At 71.3% G+C, this 15,129-nt stretch carries 14 protein-coding genes; 6 read left to right on the top strand and 8 right to left on the bottom strand.

Features of this window, described 5'->3' with window-relative positions; genetic code table 11:
- Positions 1–121 precede the first annotated feature (121 nt).
- Positions 122–844, bottom strand: coding sequence for a bifunctional DNA primase/polymerase (locus tag G6045_RS32050; RefSeq protein ID WP_165335683.1), 723 nt, complete (start codon positions 842–844; stop codon positions 122–124).
- Positions 845–1,004: 160 nt separating this feature from the next.
- On the opposite strand from G6045_RS32050, the gene G6045_RS32055 reads away from it, so the two are divergent.
- Positions 1,005–1,877, top strand: coding sequence for a glycerophosphodiester phosphodiesterase (locus tag G6045_RS32055; RefSeq protein ID WP_165335684.1), 873 nt, complete (start codon positions 1,005–1,007; stop codon positions 1,875–1,877).
- On the opposite strand, the gene G6045_RS32060 is transcribed toward G6045_RS32055, so the two are convergent.
- A complete protein-coding gene (locus G6045_RS32060; protein WP_165335685.1) occupies positions 1,874–2,521 on the bottom strand; it encodes a TetR/AcrR family transcriptional regulator in 648 nt (215 codons plus the stop codon). The genes G6045_RS32055 and G6045_RS32060 overlap by 4 nt on opposite strands.
- Before the next feature lie 209 nt (positions 2,522–2,730).
- On the opposite strand from G6045_RS32060, the gene ddaH reads away from it, so the two are divergent.
- Complete coding sequence (gene ddaH, locus G6045_RS32065; RefSeq protein WP_165335695.1) at positions 2,731–3,546, top strand: dimethylargininase; 816 nt, start codon at positions 2,731–2,733, stop codon at positions 3,544–3,546.
- A gap of 29 nt (positions 3,547–3,575) precedes the next feature.
- Here ddaH and G6045_RS32070 read toward each other — a convergent pair whose 3' ends face one another.
- Entirely contained in the window at positions 3,576–4,565 is a 990-nt protein-coding gene (locus G6045_RS32070; protein WP_165335686.1) for a small ribosomal subunit Rsm22 family protein, read from the bottom strand.
- Positions 4,566–4,759: 194 nt separating this feature from the next.
- Between G6045_RS32070 and G6045_RS32075 the strand changes: the two genes are divergently transcribed.
- The gene (locus G6045_RS32075; protein ID WP_165335687.1) at positions 4,760–6,079 is read left to right on the top strand and encodes a hypothetical protein; all 1,320 of its coding nucleotides are present in this window, start codon (positions 4,760–4,762) and stop codon (positions 6,077–6,079) included.
- Between the two features lie 26 nt (positions 6,080–6,105).
- Here the strand turns inward: G6045_RS32075 and G6045_RS32080 are convergent, their stop codons facing one another.
- Positions 6,106–7,206 (bottom strand): serine hydrolase domain-containing protein, encoded by a 1,101-nt coding sequence (locus G6045_RS32080; protein ID WP_165335696.1) that lies wholly within the window; start codon positions 7,204–7,206, stop codon positions 6,106–6,108.
- A 143-nt stretch (positions 7,207–7,349) separates the two neighbouring features.
- Complete coding sequence (locus G6045_RS32085) at positions 7,350–9,038, bottom strand: alkaline phosphatase D family protein (RefSeq protein ID WP_165335688.1); 1,689 nt, start codon at positions 9,036–9,038, stop codon at positions 7,350–7,352.
- 134 nt (positions 9,039–9,172) lie between these two features.
- Here G6045_RS32085 and G6045_RS32090 point away from each other — a divergent pair, with 134 nt between their 5' ends.
- Positions 9,173–9,925 carry an SDR family oxidoreductase gene (locus tag G6045_RS32090; RefSeq protein ID WP_165335689.1) on the top strand — a complete coding sequence of 251 codons (753 nt, stop codon included), beginning with the start codon at positions 9,173–9,175 and terminating at the stop codon, positions 9,923–9,925.
- 89 nt (positions 9,926–10,014) lie between these two features.
- Complete coding sequence (locus G6045_RS32095; RefSeq protein WP_165335690.1) at positions 10,015–10,857, top strand: PhzF family phenazine biosynthesis protein; 843 nt, start codon at positions 10,015–10,017, stop codon at positions 10,855–10,857.
- A gap of 16 nt (positions 10,858–10,873) precedes the next feature.
- On the opposite strand, the gene G6045_RS32100 is transcribed toward G6045_RS32095, so the two are convergent.
- The 3 genes from G6045_RS32100 to G6045_RS32110 all read right to left on the bottom strand — a co-directional run bounded on the left by G6045_RS32100 (position 10,874) and on the right by G6045_RS32110 (position 13,883).
- Positions 10,874–12,091 (bottom strand): cytochrome P450, encoded by a 1,218-nt coding sequence (locus tag G6045_RS32100; protein ID WP_165335691.1) that lies wholly within the window; start codon positions 12,089–12,091, stop codon positions 10,874–10,876.
- Between the two features lie 38 nt (positions 12,092–12,129).
- Positions 12,130–12,753 (bottom strand): TetR/AcrR family transcriptional regulator, encoded by a 624-nt coding sequence (locus G6045_RS32105; protein WP_165335692.1) that lies wholly within the window; start codon positions 12,751–12,753, stop codon positions 12,130–12,132.
- A 134-nt stretch (positions 12,754–12,887) separates the two neighbouring features.
- Positions 12,888–13,883, bottom strand: coding sequence for an aldo/keto reductase (locus G6045_RS32110; protein ID WP_165335693.1), 996 nt, complete (start codon positions 13,881–13,883; stop codon positions 12,888–12,890).
- Between the two features lie 191 nt (positions 13,884–14,074).
- On the opposite strand from G6045_RS32110, the gene G6045_RS32115 reads away from it, so the two are divergent.
- Positions 14,075–14,989, top strand: a complete 915-nt coding sequence (locus G6045_RS32115; protein WP_165335694.1) for a glycosyltransferase family 2 protein — start codon at positions 14,075–14,077, stop codon at positions 14,987–14,989.
- Positions 14,990–15,129: the final 140 nt, after the last annotated feature.

Consider the following 15,129-nt stretch of genomic DNA (forward strand, 5'->3'; position numbering starts at 1 on the left):
GGCTTCGCCCCAGACCCCGCATCCGAACTTCGTTCGGATGTCCTCAATCGCCGGACGGGCTAAAAGATTTAGCCCGTCCGGCGATTGAGGACAAAGGGGGTCCCGGGGAGCGAAAAAGCACTCACCGCCGCGAAGGCCACGCCTCCGCCGGATCCGGCGAGTCACCCGCGACCCGGGCGCACTCGTCGGTCAACGTCTCAAGCAACGTCAGCGGATCCGGCAGCGGATGTTCGAGTCCCCGGACCCACTCGACCCCGAGGTCACCGGGCAACCGCGCCGGCGGGACCAGCACGTACGACCCGCGGCAGTGCCACCGCAGCCCCGGGTGCTCGTCCATCGTCTCGGGGTGGCAGTCCAGCTCGCACGGCCACCACTCGTCCTCGTCCTCGGGCGTACCGCGCGTCGCCGTGAAGAAGAGCATCCGGCCGTCGCCGGACTCGGCCACGGGACCGACGGCCACCTCGGCGTCGAGGAGCCGGGCGAGCGCCGCGCGCCCGGCGGAGACGGGGACGTCGAGCACGTCGTGGACCATGCCGGTCGCGGTGATGAAGTTGGCCTCGGGCTGATGCCGGGCCCAGCGCTCGATCTGTGACGTGTCCGTCGTGGACTGCGTCTGCCAGGCGAAGGAGACCGGGTGCCGCGCGGGCGTGGGACAGCCGACGCGGTCGCAGGAGCAGCGGTAGCCGGCGGGGTGCGCGGCGGGCGCCAGCGGCAGACCCGCCTCGGCGGCCGAGACGAGCAGGGCTTCGCGGCCGCCGTCACCCGTGTCCTTGGGGCGTCGCGTGCGCAGCCACTGGGAGAACCTGCTCTGTCCGCCGGAACGGCGGCCGTACTCCTCGCCCATCTATCCCCTAACCTCACATTCCCCTCGCCCCGTGCCGTCCATGGTGCCACCATCGCGCGCCCCGGGTGGCCGCACCCCCGTTTCCGGGGCCCCGCAGGCCAGGACGGCACCCGGGTGTCAATGCCGGGCAAGTCCGGATTTATGGTCCTACCGTGTCGGCATGGTCACCCTCGCCGCACCGGTCACGCTCACCGCCGTCACCGCACTCGCCGTCTCGGGCCTGACCCCGGCCCCCGCGCCCGCGGCCGCCCCCGCGGGCCGCCCGCCGCTGACCGTCGACGCCCTGCCCCCGGTCGTCTATACGGCGCATCGCGGCGGCTCCCTCGAAGTGCCGGAGAACAGCATGTCGGGCCTGGTCGCCGCGTACGAGCGCGGTACGGCGCAGGTGCTCGACGTGGACTCGCGGATGCTGCGCGACGGCACGCTTGTGGCGATGCACGACGCGACGCTGAACCGTACGACCGACCACACCGGACCCGTGCGCGCCCTGACGATGAAGCAGTGGCGGCAGGTCCGCATCCGCCCCGACTCGGCCCTGCGCGCCACGTGGCAGCCCGAGCGGCCGCCGACGATCGCGGAGGTCCTCGACCGGTTCGGCGGAAAGGTCGTCCTGATGCTGGAGGCGAAGGACGCCGACAGCCTCAAGTCGCTGGCGAGGATGGTGCACGCGCGGGGCCTGACCCGTTCGGTCTTCGTCAACTCCAACAAGCCCGCCGTGGCCGAGCGCGCCCACCGCCTCGGCCTGGTCTCCCAGCTGTGGCGCTCGGCCAAGCAGATGCGTAACGACCGCTTCACGCGCTTCAAGCCGTACGTGGATGTGCTGGACGTCGACTACCGGGCGCGCGACGAGGACCTTCAGCGCGCGGTGCGCTCGGGCATCCCCAGGGTCTGGGCCCACACGGTGAACACCCCGCACCAGCGTGACCGCGTGCTGCGCCTCGGCTGCGACGGCGTGATCACGGACGCGCCCGGCCTGCTCTCCCGTACGCCCGTGAAGGGCCCGGTCCGGGCGCAACCCCTCACCGAGGGCTAACGCGGCGCGAGTCCGTGCAGCGCGTAGTCCACGATCTTGTCCGTGTACTCATGGGTCAGCGGGCCCGTGCCCTGCAGCCAGCGCTGGGCCAGCGGGGAGACGAAGAACTCCATCGCGATCCGCGGGTCGAGGTCCTCGCGGATCTGTCCGGCCGCCTGGGCGGCCTCGATGCGCGCGACATACAGCTTCAGGCCGGGCTCGAGGAGCTGCTGCACGAACTTCTCGCTCAGCTCACGGTTCACCACGCCTTCCGCCGCCAGCGCGCGGTACGGGGCGTCGTACTTCCGGTCGAGGAGTTCGTCGACGGTGGCGCGCAGCACGCCCTTGAGGTCGGCCGCGACATCGCCGGTGTCCGGGAGCGAGGCGAACGCTTCACCGCCGCCCGCCGCCTCGGCCGCCTGCTCCCCCAGATCGATGAAGGCCTCGAGCAGCACCTCCGCCTTGGAGGACCACCAGCGATAGATCGTCTGCTTACCGACACCCGCCCGGGCGGCGATCCCCTCGATGGTCACCTTGCCGTATCCGACCTCGGTGACCAGCGCGAGAGCGGCTTCATAGATCGCCCGCCGCGAACGCTCACTGCGGCGCTTGGCATCGGGGGCCGCCTTCGAGGCGGGGGCTTCGGCAGGGGTCTTCGTGGCCATGCGTCGAATGTAGCAGCGCCATGAGGCGATACGTATCGTCTCGCCGAAACCGGAGGGGCGGCGGAGCCGCGGTCGCGCGCCGGCGGAAGGGGCCTGGAGGCGGAAAAACAACCCGTTCGCCACCGCGCCAACGGGCCCCTCGCATCGGACCATGGGCAACACGGCCACTCCTTGGCCCCGCCGATGTAGAGGAGCCCTCTTTGCGTCCTGTGCCTCGCAGCGCCCGACCCCGGCGCTATCTGATGTGCCCACCCGAGCACTTCAAGGTCACGTACTCCATCAACCCCTGGATGGACCCGCACAAGCCCGTCGACGTCCCGCTCGCCCTCGCCCAGTGGGAGCTGCTTCGGGACCGCTACCGCGCCCTCGGCCACACCGTCGAGGAGCTCACTCCCCACGCCGGCCTCCCCGACATGGTGTTCTCCGCGAACGGCGCCACCGTGATCGACGGCCGCGTCCTGGGCGCCCAGTTCGCCCATGCGGAACGGGCCGAGGAAGCCGCCGAGCACCTCGCCTGGTTCCGCGCCCACGGCTTCACCGACGTCACCGAACCCACGCACATCAACGAGGGCGAGGGCGACTTCGCCGTCACCTCGTCCTGGATCCTGGCCGGCCGGGGCTTCCGCGCCAGCCCGCTCTCGCACGGCGAGGCCCAGGAGTTCTTCGGCCGCCCGGTGATCGGCCTCGATCTCGTCGACCCGCGCTACTACCACCTCGACACCGCGCTCGCGGTGCTCGACGACGCGGCCGACGACGTCATGTACTACCCGGGCGCCTTCTCGCCGGGCAGCCGGGCCGTACTGCGCCGGCTCTTCCCGGACGCCCTGATCGCGAGCGAGGCCGACGCGGTCGCGCTGGGCATGAACGCCGTCAGCGACGGACGCCATGTCCTGCTCCCGCAGGGCGCGGTGGGCCTCTTCGAGCCATTGCGCGAGCGCGGCTACGAGCCGATCGGGATGGATCTCGGTGAGCTGCTCAAGGGCGGCGGCAGCGTGAAGTGCTGCACCCAGGAGCTGCGTCCCTAGCGCCGCCGAGCCAGTTCAGGCCTTGACTCCTACGAGGTGTGGGGCGGCCACTCGTCGCCCCACTCCGCATCGCGGGCCGCCTTGTAGAGCGGGCCGTGCCGCTTGGTGACCGTCTCCCTGGTGAGGGCCTCGTCCCGGACGCACAGGTCGAGCAGCACCTGCCCCTTGCGGATCTGCGGCTTGCGCACCACACGTGCCGTCGCCGGCTCCGCCGGGAAGCGCACCGCCGCCACATAGCCGAACTTCTCGTCCTCGTACGCGAGCGAGCCGCCCTTCACCTTCCGGTGCAGCGAGGAGCGGCTGACGCGCGCCGAGAAGTGGCACCAGTCGCGGCCGGGCTCGATGGGGCAGGCGGAGCTGTGCGGGCAGGGGGCGGCGATCGTGAAACCGGCCGCGACGAGGGCGTCGCGGGCCTCGATGATCCGGGTGTACCCGTCGGGCGTGCCGGGCTCGATGACGACCACGGCCTGTGCGGCGCCGGCGGCCGCGGCGACGACCGCCGTGCGGTCCTCGGCGGTGAGCTCCCCGAGCACGTACGAGAGGGTGACGAGATCGGTCTCGTCGAGCGTGAGCGCCTGGCCGATCCGGGCCTTGCGCCAGTCCGCGGCGCTCAACAGGGGGTTGGCGCCCGCGAGTTCACGGCCGAGTGCGAGGGCGGGCTCGGCCCAGTCGAGCACGGTGACCGGCCGCGGCTCGGGCCAGGTCGCGCTCACCGCCCAGGTGGCGGCGCCGGTGCCGCCGCCGATGTCGGTGTGGCGGGCGGGCGTCCAGTCGGGGGCCGCGTCGGCGAGTGCGCCGAGTGCGCCCCGTACCGCCTCGAAGGTGGCCGGCATCCGGTACGCGGCGTACGCGGCGACGTCCGAGCGGTCGCGCAGGATCGGGGCGTCGGTGGGGGTAAGGCCGCGGTAATTGGCGATCAGCCGCTCGACGGCCTGCGCGGCCTGCTTGGGCGGCAGTCCGTCGAGCAGGCCTGCGAGGGCGGTGCGCAGGAGGTCGGCGGGGGTCAGGGGGGCGTTCACGTCGGGATTGTAGGCGGGCCGGGCCGCCGGGTGCGGGGGCCCGCGCCTGTGACGGTCCGGGCACCCGACTGCATCCGGACAGTGACAGCGCTCAACTCCTGTGGCACCTGCGTCCGTTGCTACGCTGCCCGTGATCGCCGGCGGCCCTGACGGGCGGACCGGCGGACGCAGACTGTCACGCCCCGGGGGGACCAGTGGGAGACAAGATCGTGCGCACCGGGATCGTGGTGGGCGTGGTGGTCCTGGCCCTGCTGCTGCTCCTGGCGACCTGCGGCGGGAATAAAGAGGACAAAGGGGACGACGGTCCGCCGAAGAAACCGGCCAGGACGAGCCAGGGCCCGGCGACCCAGCTGGCGGTGCCCGCCGCGTACGACACCGGGCAGGGCTGGGAGCTGGCGGGCGTCTCCGAGGAGTACGCGCTCGCGCCGAACGCGAAGCTGCTCGCGTATCTCCAGCGCGCCGACGGGAACCGCTTCCGGCTGCGGACGGTGGACGCGCGGACCGGGAAGACCGCCTGGACGAGTGAGGCCTGGCGCCCGCTCTCCGACGAAGCCGGCGCCGTGCCCCGCCTCGCCGTCGTCACCAAGGACGGCCGCGAGTACTTCGCGACCTGGTCGTACGGGACCTTCGGCGACGATCCGCTCAGCGAGGCGGACCGGGTGATCTCCTTCGACGTGTACGCCGCGAGTGCCGGCACCCGGCAGCGCATCGAGCTGCCCTGGCCGAAGTCGCCCTCGGTGAGCGCCTCGGGGCCCGGGCTCGTGGTGGGCGTGGGCACGGATGCGGCCGCGGTCGTGGATCCGGCGACGGCGCGGACGGTGACGTACAAGGCGAGTGACCTGAAGTACCCCAAGGGCTGCAAGAACTGCCGCCGTCTGACCGAGGTGATCGGCGTGACCGGCAAGGGTCCGCTGGTCAACGGGGACGGCGAGTTCTGGGTGCGCGGGGCCTGGCACGGGCGCAAAGCCGCGCCGAAGGGCGCCGTGCGCGGGATCGCCGTCTCCGTATCCGCGGATCATGTCCTGGCACGGTGGGACAAGAAGCCGGACAAGAAGAAGGCGGCGCAGGGCGAGCAGGAGATCTGGGCCGTGCACGACGGCATGACCGGCAAGGTGCTCGCCTCCACCGAGTGCCACAAACCGGCGCTGCGGCCCGGGCGTTACCCTCCGGCCACTCCCTCTCCCGACGGCCGCTATCTGATCGCGGGCCATCTCGCCTTCGATCTGCAGGAGGGCACCGGGCACTGCTTCGCGCCCGAGGGCGGCAGCAAGCCGCTGACGCTCGCCACCGTCACGGACAGCGGTCTCGCCTACGGGGCGACCGGTGCGCGTTCGGCCGAGGACGCCTGGGACGGGGGCGGTACGCCGGTGTCCGTGCGGATCGCCGTACCCGATCCTGAGGCGTTCTCCGGGGCGTCGCGGCTTCCGGTGCACGACCTCGGCGAGGTCGGGATCTTCCGCTGGACCGACAGCCGGGACGTCCATCACCTGCTGGGGTACGCGAAGAAGGGCTGACCGTCAGCCCGCTCAACGGCCGGCCGTCAGCGCACGGCCCGCGCCACCCGTGTGCCCGCCGCCGCCCGCGGTTCGCTGGACGGTTTGCCCGGGCGGCGCGGATGGACCGTGTTGGCGAGCAGCACCACGAATGTGTCCGTGGCCGGGTCGATCACCAGGGACGTACCCGTGAACCCGGTGTGCCCGGCCGCGCCCCGGCCGGCCAACTCGCCCATGAACCACGGCTGGTCGAGCCGGAAGCCGAGCCCGGGCGGCGTCAGCATCAGGTCCACGTAGTCCGGTCCGAGTATCCGCGCGGTCCCGTATCCCCCGCCGCCCAGCAGGGCGCGGCAGAAGACGGCGAGATCGCCGGCCGTGGAGAAGAGACCGGCGTGCCCGGCCACTCCCCCGAGCGCGAAGGCGTTCTCGTCGTGCACCGTGCCGCGCACCATCCCGCGGTCGGCCTTGGCCCAGGGCCTGCGCTGGTCCTCGGTCGCGGCGGCGAACGCGCACGGCCCGAAGCCGGTCTGGGTCATGCCGAGCGGGCGGGTGATGCCGTCGCGGATCAGCCGGTCGAGGCGTTCGCCGGTGATGCGTTCCAGGACGTGCTGGACGAGCAGCATGTTGAGATCGGAGTAGACATACGTGCCGGGGTCCGCGCTCGGTTCCTCGGTACGGAGCAGGTCGAGGCGCTCGGCGTCGGACTCGCAGTCGTACAGCGGGAGTTCGGGCCGCAGGCCCGAGGTGTGCGTGAGGAGCTGGCGCACGGTGATGCCGTGCCGCGCCGCCCCGGTGAACTCGGGGAGATAGGACGCGACCCGCGCGTCGAGCCCGAGCCGTCCGCGCTCCATCTGCTGCACGGCCGCCACCGTCGTGAACAGTTTGGTGAGCGAGGCCAGGTCGAAGGGCGTCCCCGTGTGCATCGGCACTTTGCGGTACGCGGGAAGCTCGTCGCCGTACGCGCGATGGGCGACCGCCCAGCCGAAGGCCTCCTCGACGACGAGGACGGGCCCGCGCCCCACGGCGAGCACCGCTCCCGCACACCAGGTACCGGGCAGGGCGGCGACTTCGGCGACGAGGCGCTCGATCTCGGCGGGGTCGAGACCGGCCCGCTCGGCGGAGCCTTGGCGCAGACGTGGTCCTCTCAGCGCTCTGCCCCTTCCCTGACCGGTCCGACTCCTTGAACGTCTCCTGGACGTGGAGAAACCGTGTCATGAAACAGGCGTTCGGCACCAGTCGCATCCCCGGGCGACGCCTGCCGCCCGGGGACACGAAAGGTGCGCAAGCGTCATCAGGCGGGCCGTAGCCCCGGGTTGCCGGACTCCGTCACGAAGGAGGCCGCCGTGGTGATCGGGGCTCCGGGCCGAAGGATGTACGGCACGGTCTTGAAGTCGGCGCGCGCGTGGTCGGCGGCCAGCTCGACCGTGACGTACCCGCGCTGTCCGTCGTAGTGCTTCAGATGCGGGTTGCGGGCCAGGTAGTCCGCCCAGTTGGCGGGCCGGGCGAGGCCGTCCTTGCCGCTGGAGATCGAGGTGGTGACGATCTCCGTACCGGCGACGGGGGTGGACGGGTCGGCGGGGTCGCGGTGGATGTCGAGCGCGTAGGAGACGTGCACGTCACCGGTCAGGACCATGAAGTTCTCGATGCCGGAGGACTCCACGCCCGCGAGCACCCGGGAACGGGAGGCCGCGTAGCCGTCCCAGGAGTCCATGGAGACGGTGGTGTTGCCCGCCGTGGGGTGGTTGCGGCGGGCGAAGACGACCTGCTGGGGGACGATGTTCCAGCGGGCGCGGGATGCCCTCCAGCCGTCGATCAGCCAGCGTTCCTGGCTCTCGCCGGTGAGGGTGCGGGCCGGGTCGTCGGACTCGGGTCCCGGGGTCCGCCAGCCGTCGCCGTACGCCTGGTTGGTGCGGTACTGGCGGGTGTCGAGGATGTCGAACTGGGCGTGCCGGCCGAAGTGCAGACGGCGGTAGAGCTGCATGTCGGGGCCCGCGGGCTGCTGGGGCCTGCGCAGCGGCTGGTTCTCCCAGTACGCGCGGTAGGCGGCGGCCCGGCGAAGGAGGAACTCCTCGGGCGGGACGTTGTTCTCGGGCTCGTCGCCCGCGTAGTTGTTCTCGGTCTCGTGGTCGTCCCAGGTGACGACGAAGGGGTGCGCGGCGTGCGCGGCCATCAGGTCGGGGTCCGACTTGTAGAGGCCGTACCGCATCCGGTAGTCCTCGAGCGTGACCGTCTCGCGGTTGTAGTGGGCGGGCAGCACACGGTCGGTGTAGTTGCGGTTCCCGCCGGCCGCGGTGACCGCGTACTCGTAGAGATAGTCGCCGAGGTGGAAGACGACATCGATGTCTTCCTCGGCCAGATGCTTGTACGCGGTCCAGTAGCCGTCGTGGTACGCCTGGCAGGACACGGCGGCGATCCTGAGGTCGGACAGCTTGGCGCCGCGGCCGGGGGCGGTGCGGGTGCGGCCGGTGGGGCTGATCCAACTGCCCACGCGGAAGCGGTAGTAGTAGACCCGGTCCTCGCCGAGGTGATCGACCTCGACATGGACGGAGTGGTTGAACTCGGGGTGCGCGGTCGTGGTGCCGCGCCGGGCTATGCGGCGGAAGCGCGCGTCGTGGGCGATCTGCCACTCCACGGAGACCCGCTCGGCGGGCAGCCCGCCGTCCGCGGCGTACGGCTTCGGGGCGAGTCTCGTCCACAGGAGTACGGAGCCGGGCAGCGGATCGCCGGAGGCGACCCCGAGCGTGAACGGGTTCTCGGTGATCTTCGCCGCGTCCAGTTCGGCGGCGTGCGCGACTCCGCCGCCCGGCAGGTTGGTGGCGAAGGCGAGCGCGGCGGCGGCGCCCGTGACGGTCAGAAAGCGTCGGCGGCCCAAGTGCCGTGCGGCGGCGCGCAGTTCGGGACTGTGCCGGGACTGCTGGGTGGGCTGCCGTGCGGACTGCTGTGCGGGCTGCCCTGCGGGCTGCTGTGCGGCGGAAGTCATCCGCGTCCTCCCCTGGCTGATGTGTGTCAGGGGAATTGGAGTGCCGGGGGACGACCGGGGGCTGTCGCGTACAGAACAATCAGATGGCGGACGGATGAGCGCTGTGCGCCGCGAGGGACGTAAGGTGCGGGGCCATGACGCAGACGAAGATTGCGGTGGTGACCGGCGCGGGTTCCGGGATCGGCCGCGCGGTGGCCCTTGAGCTGGCGGCTTCCGGCTGGTCCCTGGCACTGGCCGGGCGGCGGGTGGAGACCCTCGAGGAGACGGCGGCGCTGGCCGGGTCGGCGGATGCGGTGTGCGTACGGACGAACGTGTCCGAACCGTCCGATGTCGCCGCACTGTTCGCCTCGGCGGCCGAGCGCCACGGCCGGCTCGATCTGCTCTTCAACAACGCCGGTACGTTCGGTCCCGGCGGCGTCCCGCTGGACGAGCTGTCGTACGACGCGTGGCGTCATGTGGTGGACACGAACCTCAACGGCGCGTTCCTGTGCGCGCAGGCGGCGTTCCGCCAGTTCAAGTCGCAGTCGCCGCAAGGCGGACGGATCATCAACAACGGGTCGATCTCGGCACATGTGCCGCGGCCGATGTCGGTGGCGTACACGACGACGAAGCACGCGATGACCGGTCTCACGAAGTCGCTCTCCCTGGACGGCCGTCCGTACCGGATCGCCGCGTCGCAGATCGACATCGGCAACGCGGCGACGGACATGACGCAGCGGATGCAGACGGGCACGCTGCAGGCGGACGGGTCGCTGGCGGCGGAGCCGGTGATGGATGTCGCCGACGTGGCGCGTCAGGTCCGCTTCATGGCGGAGCTCCCGCTGGAGGCGAATGTGCAGTTCGCGACGGTGATGGCGACGAACATGCCGTATATCGGGCGGGGTTAGGTCTCCGCCCCCCTGGCCCCCGGTTTCGGGAAGGGGCGGGGCGAGCGGGGTGGGGAAGAAAAGCTCCGGCCCGCAGGTTGGCCACCGACATGAGCCTCAACGCCCACGCCGACATCCTGCGCTACACCGCATTCTCCAAGGACCCCGCCGGAGGCAACCCCGCCGGCGTCGTCCTCGACGCGACCGGCCTCACCGACGCCGAGATGCTCGCGATCGCCGCCGGCCTCGGCTACAGCGAGAGCGCGTTCCTCTACCCCGACCACACCCTGCGCTTCTTCTCGCCGAAGGCCGAGGTCGCCTTCTGCGGTCACGCCACCGTCGCCACCGCCGTCGCCCTGGCCCAGCACCGGGGCGGTCCCGGGGACTACGTGTTCAAGACGCCCGCGGGCGAGATCCCCGTCAGCACCGAAGAGGTCGACGGAGAGATCCGCGCCACCCTCACCAGCGTCGAGCCGCACATCAAGGACGTCGACGAGGCCGACCTCACCGAGGCCCTGGCCGCGCTCGGCTGGCCGGCCGGCGACCTGGACCCCGCGCTGCCGCCCCGTATCGCCTTCGCGGGCAACAACCACCTGATCGTCTCCGCGGCCACCCGCGAGCGCCTCGCCGACCTGAGCTACGACTTCGAGCGTCTGAAGGCCCTGATGGAGCGCCTCGGCCTCACCACCGTCCAGCTGGTGCACCGCGCGGGCGAGACCCTCTTCCACGTACGCGACCCGTTCCCCATCGGCGGTGTGGTCGAGGACGCGGCGACGGGCGCCGCCGCCGTCGCCTTCGGGGCGTACGCACGCGAACTCGCCCTGGTGAAGGAGGAGTCGGTGCTGACCCTCCACCAGGGCGAGGACATGGGGCGGCCCTCCCGGCTGACCGTGACCCTGCGGGCCGGCGACCCGCGCGTACGCGTCGCCGGAACCGCCGTGCCGATCGACTGAGACAGCCGACCGCGGCTCAGCTGAAGCGCACCGGCAGGTGCTTGATGCCGTTGATGAAGTCCGAGCGCATCCGCCGGTGCTCACCCGTCAGTTCGACGTTCGGGCAGCGGCGCAGGATCGCCCGGAGCTGCGCGTTGATCTCCGTGCGGGCCAGGCCCGAGCCGAGACAGAAGTGCGGTCCGCCGCCGCCGAACGTGACGTGGTCGTTCGGCGCGCGGCGCGGGTCGAAGACGTCCGGGTTCTCGAAGATGTCCTCGTCCCGGTTGCCTGAGGTGTAGAAGAGGACGGCCTTCTGGCCTTCCCTGATCTTCACCCCGCGCACCTCGGTGTCCCGCGTCGCCGTACGGCGGAAGTTGTGGATCGAGCCGTTCCAGCGCAGGAACTCCTCGGTCGCCGACCGCCACAGCGCGTCGTCCTCGACGTTGCGGGCCAGGTCCTCGCGCAGCGCGTCGTTCTGGGCGATCTCCAGGAGCGCCCCGGAGAGCAGATTGCGGGTGGTCTCGTTGCCGGCCACGATCAGCGTCACGAAGAACATGTTGATCTCATGCGTGGTGAGCTTCTCGCCGTCCACCTCACCGTGCACGAGCGCGCTCACGATGTCGTCGCGCGGATCGCTCTGCCGCTCCTCGGCCAGCTGGTTGCAGCGCAGATAGATCTCGGCGGCCGCAACCGTCCCGTCCTCCGGGGTGGTACGGAAGTCGGGGTCCTGGAAGCCGACCATGCGGTTGGACCAGTCGATGATGTGGTCCTCGTCCTCCGGCGGAATCCCCATCATTTCGCAGATGACCTCGAGCGGCAGCCGCGAGGCGATGGTCTCCACGAACTCCAGCTCGGCACCCGGCTCGATCTTCTCCGCGAGCAGGTCCGCCCGGCGCTTGATGTCCTCGGTGAGCTTACGGATCATCCGCGGCGCGAAGGCGGCGTTGACCAGCTTGCGGAACCGGCTGTGCTTCGGCGGGTCCATGCCGACGAGGGTGAGCGCGAGGTTCTCCAGGGACTGGTCCGTCTGGTCGCGTATGAAGAAGGAGCCCTTCTCGACCGACCACAGCTCGGGGTCACGGCTCAGCTTGATGATGTCCTCGTGCTTGGTGATCGCGTAGAAGCCCTCACCGTCCGGGAGTTCATGCCAGTGGACCGGGTCCTCGCGGCGCAGCAGCTTGAACTGCGCATGCGGGACCTCGCGGGCCCACGTGTCCTCGAGCAGATTGACCTCGTTCAGCGCGGGTGCCGTCATGGCCGAGCCTCCTTCGGGGGGGGTCTTGCGGTCAGGGCCTAGGGCCTGTCTTGTGCCGCCGGGGTCCGCAGTCCGAGCAGGGCGCTCAGCGCCTGGACCACGAGGTCTTCCGGTACGGCCTCGGGTTCGAGCCGGTGCTGAAGCGCGCAGCCGAGCAGGGCACCGAGCACCAGCGCCCCGGCCTCGTCCGGCGTGTAGGGCAGCTCGGTTCCGGTCGCTTCAGCCCAGTCGGCGAGGCCTTCGCCGAGCTGGCCGCGGATCTCCGCGTAGCGGCGGGCCAGCAGGGGGCCGAGGACCGGGTCGCGGGCGCCGTGCTGCCACAGTTCGATCTCGAGCAGCAGCCAGGCCTCGCCGCGGTCCTCGGCGGGCGCGGTGATCGCCTCCCACATCGCGGCGAAGTGCGGTGCGGGGTCGGGCAGTTGGTGGATCTCCGCGGTGAGCCGTTCGACGGTCCGCTGCTTCCACACTTCGAGCAGCGCGAGCAGCAGCCCTTCCTTGCCGCCGAAGTGGCTGTAGAGCGCGCCCGTCGTCCGGTCCGCGGCATCCGCCACCGCCTCCGCGGACACGGCGTGGAACCCCTTGCGGGCGAACAGCTCCGCGGCGGCGTCGATCAGCCGGGCCCTGGTCTCGGTCTTGCGCTGCTCCTGGGTACGGCGCGCCACTGTGCCCCCTCCCGGCTGACATGGCGGTGCCCTGCCGGGCCACCGTCGAGTCCCTGGTTCAAGTCCCTGGTTGCCGGGGCCACTTATATCGGGGCGCCGACATAAGTAGAGGTACTCATATTCCTGACGGGTCGTCAATCCTTCGTGCGCGCAAGGATTTCCTCCACCTCCCTGAGCTGCTCGCCAGTCAGCGGACCGTACGCGAGGGCGCCCGCGTTCTGTTCGACCTGGGCGACCGTGCGGAAGCCGGGGATCGGAATCGTGCGCGGGCTGCGGGCCCACAGCCAGCCGAGCGCGCCCTGGGCGAGGGTGCGGCCGCCGCCGGTGAGGATCTCGCGCACGGCGTCGACCCGTTCCAGCCACGCCTTGTCCGGCGCCCCGCCCTGCGAGAACCCGGGCAGCCACTCGGGCGGCGCGCTGCGGATGTCACCGGCACCGGGGGCGGACCCGTCCGCGTACTTGCCGGTGAGCAGCCCCATCGCCAAGGGGCTGCGATTGACCGACGCGAGCTCCAACTCCTCGCACAGGGCGAGCAGTTCGGGAGCGTCCTGGAGCACGTTGCACCGGTGCTGCACGGCGACACACCCCTCACCCTGGGCGAAGACGCGCGCCCGTACGGGATCGTCGGTGCTCCACGCGTACGAGCGGATCAGCCCCTCCCGTATGAACTCCTCGCACTGCTCGCGCAGTCGGGCCGCCCGCTCGGGATCCGCGTCGGAGAGGTGCAGCTGATAGAGGTCGATCCGGTCGGTGCCGAGCCTGCGCAGGGAAGCGGTGAGGGCTTGGCGCTGATACGCGGGTGAGTCGTCGCCGCCGATGAGGGTGCGGGTCTCCTCGTCGAAGACGTTGCCCCACTTGGTGGCGATGACGGCCTCGTCGCGCCTCTTGCCGAGGGCTTTGCCGAGGACGCGCTCGCTGTGTCCCGCGCCGTAGGCATCGGCGGTGTCGAAGAACGTGATGCCCAGGTCGAGGGCGCGACGCACGGCCCGTACGGACTCCTCGTCGTCCACCTTGCCCCAGCCGAGCGGCTGCCCCGCGGTGTCCCACCACTCGCCGCCGACGGCCCAGCAGCCGAGGCCGAGGGCGCTGACGGTGATGCCGCCGAGTTCTCGTGCAGTCATGGTTGTCATGCGGCGGACGCTAGGACTTGAACTGCACACGAAGGCAAGGACCGCACGGCAGGTGAACGTTGTCCGCCTCGCGAAGACCGCACGGCAGGTGAACGCCATCCGCCTCGCAGGCGTACTTATCCTGAACGGCTACCATCGCCGCAGCACGCCGCCCCCACCCCGCCGGCGTCCCCGGAATTTCAGGAGCACCCGTGAGCGAGCCCCGCCTGGCCGTCGCCATCGTGACCATGGGAAACCGGCCCCGCGAGGTCGACGCCCTGCTCGCCTCGGTGGCCAAGCAGGATGTCGCGCCGGCCCGGATCGTCATCGTCGGCAACGGTGCGCGGCTCGGTGCGTTCCCGGATCTGCCCGGCGAGTTGACGGTCATCGAGACCGAGGAGAATTTGGGCTGCCCCGGCGGCCGCAATGTCGCGCTCGCCCGCCTTCGGGAGTTCGACGACGTCGATGTGGTGATCGAGCTGGACGACGACGGGCTGCTCACCGAGGCCGATGTGTTCCGCAAGATCCGCGATCTGTACGCCGCCGACACCCGGCTCGGCGTGGTCGGCTTCCGGATCGCCGACGAGCACGGCGAGACCCAGCGCCGCCACGTACCGCGCCTGCGGGCGGGCGACCCGATGAAACGCGGACTCGTCACCTCCTTCCTCGGCGGCGGGCACGCGTTCTCGATGCCGATGCTCGCCGAGATCGGTGACTGGCCCGCCGACTTCTTCTTCACCCACGAGGAGACCGACCTGGCCTGGCGGGCACTCGACGCGGGCTGGAAGGTGCTGTACGAGCCGGAGTTGCTGCTCCAGCACCCCAAGACCTCACCGGCCCGGCACGCGGTCTACTTCCGTATGACCGCCCGCAACCGGGTCTGGCTCGCGCGCCGCCGCCTTCCGCTCCCCCTCGTTCCCGTCTACCTCGGTACGTGGACCCTGCTCACCCTGGCCCGTACGGCCCCGGGCCTCCTCGGCTCCGGCCGCGCCACCGCGCTCGGCGGGCTGCGCGCCTGGGCGGCCGGCTTCGCCGAGGGCCTGCGCACTCCGTGCGGGGCGCGGCGGCCGATGCGGTGGCGGACGGTGTGGCGGATGACGCGGCTGGGGCGGCCGCCGGTGATCTGAGCCGTCGGTGATCCGTGAGCGATTCCTTGGCGATCCTTGAGTGATCCGGATCACTCGGGCCGCGCGATGAGTTCGGTATCCGGCCGGGGTCTCCTCTACGACAACAGCGCCCACCCGGCCGAGGAGCAACCATGACCGAC

The organism is Streptomyces mesophilus (assembly GCF_011044995.1).
Taxonomy (GTDB): domain Bacteria; phylum Actinomycetota; class Actinomycetes; order Streptomycetales; family Streptomycetaceae; genus Streptomyces; species Streptomyces mesophilus.

Excerpts from the sequence above, each read along its gene's own strand:
- G6045_RS32050 (WP_165335683.1), bottom strand. The coding sequence starts at position 844 with ATGGGCGAGGAGTACGGCCGCCGTTCCGGCGGACAGAGCAGGTTCTCC.
- G6045_RS32055 (WP_165335684.1), top strand. The coding sequence starts at position 1,005 with ATGGTCACCCTCGCCGCACCGGTCACGCTCACCGCCGTCACCGCACTC.
- G6045_RS32060 (WP_165335685.1), bottom strand. The coding sequence starts at position 2,521 with ATGGCCACGAAGACCCCTGCCGAAGCCCCCGCCTCGAAGGCGGCCCCC.
- G6045_RS32085 (WP_165335688.1), bottom strand. The coding sequence starts at position 9,038 with ATGACTTCCGCCGCACAGCAGCCCGCAGGGCAGCCCGCACAGCAGTCC.
- G6045_RS32090 (WP_165335689.1), top strand. The coding sequence starts at position 9,173 with ATGACGCAGACGAAGATTGCGGTGGTGACCGGCGCGGGTTCCGGGATC.
- G6045_RS32095 (WP_165335690.1), top strand. The coding sequence starts at position 10,015 with ATGAGCCTCAACGCCCACGCCGACATCCTGCGCTACACCGCATTCTCC.
- G6045_RS32100 (WP_165335691.1), bottom strand. The coding sequence starts at position 12,091 with ATGACGGCACCCGCGCTGAACGAGGTCAATCTGCTCGAGGACACGTGG.
- G6045_RS32110 (WP_165335693.1), bottom strand. The coding sequence starts at position 13,883 with ATGACAACCATGACTGCACGAGAACTCGGCGGCATCACCGTCAGCGCC.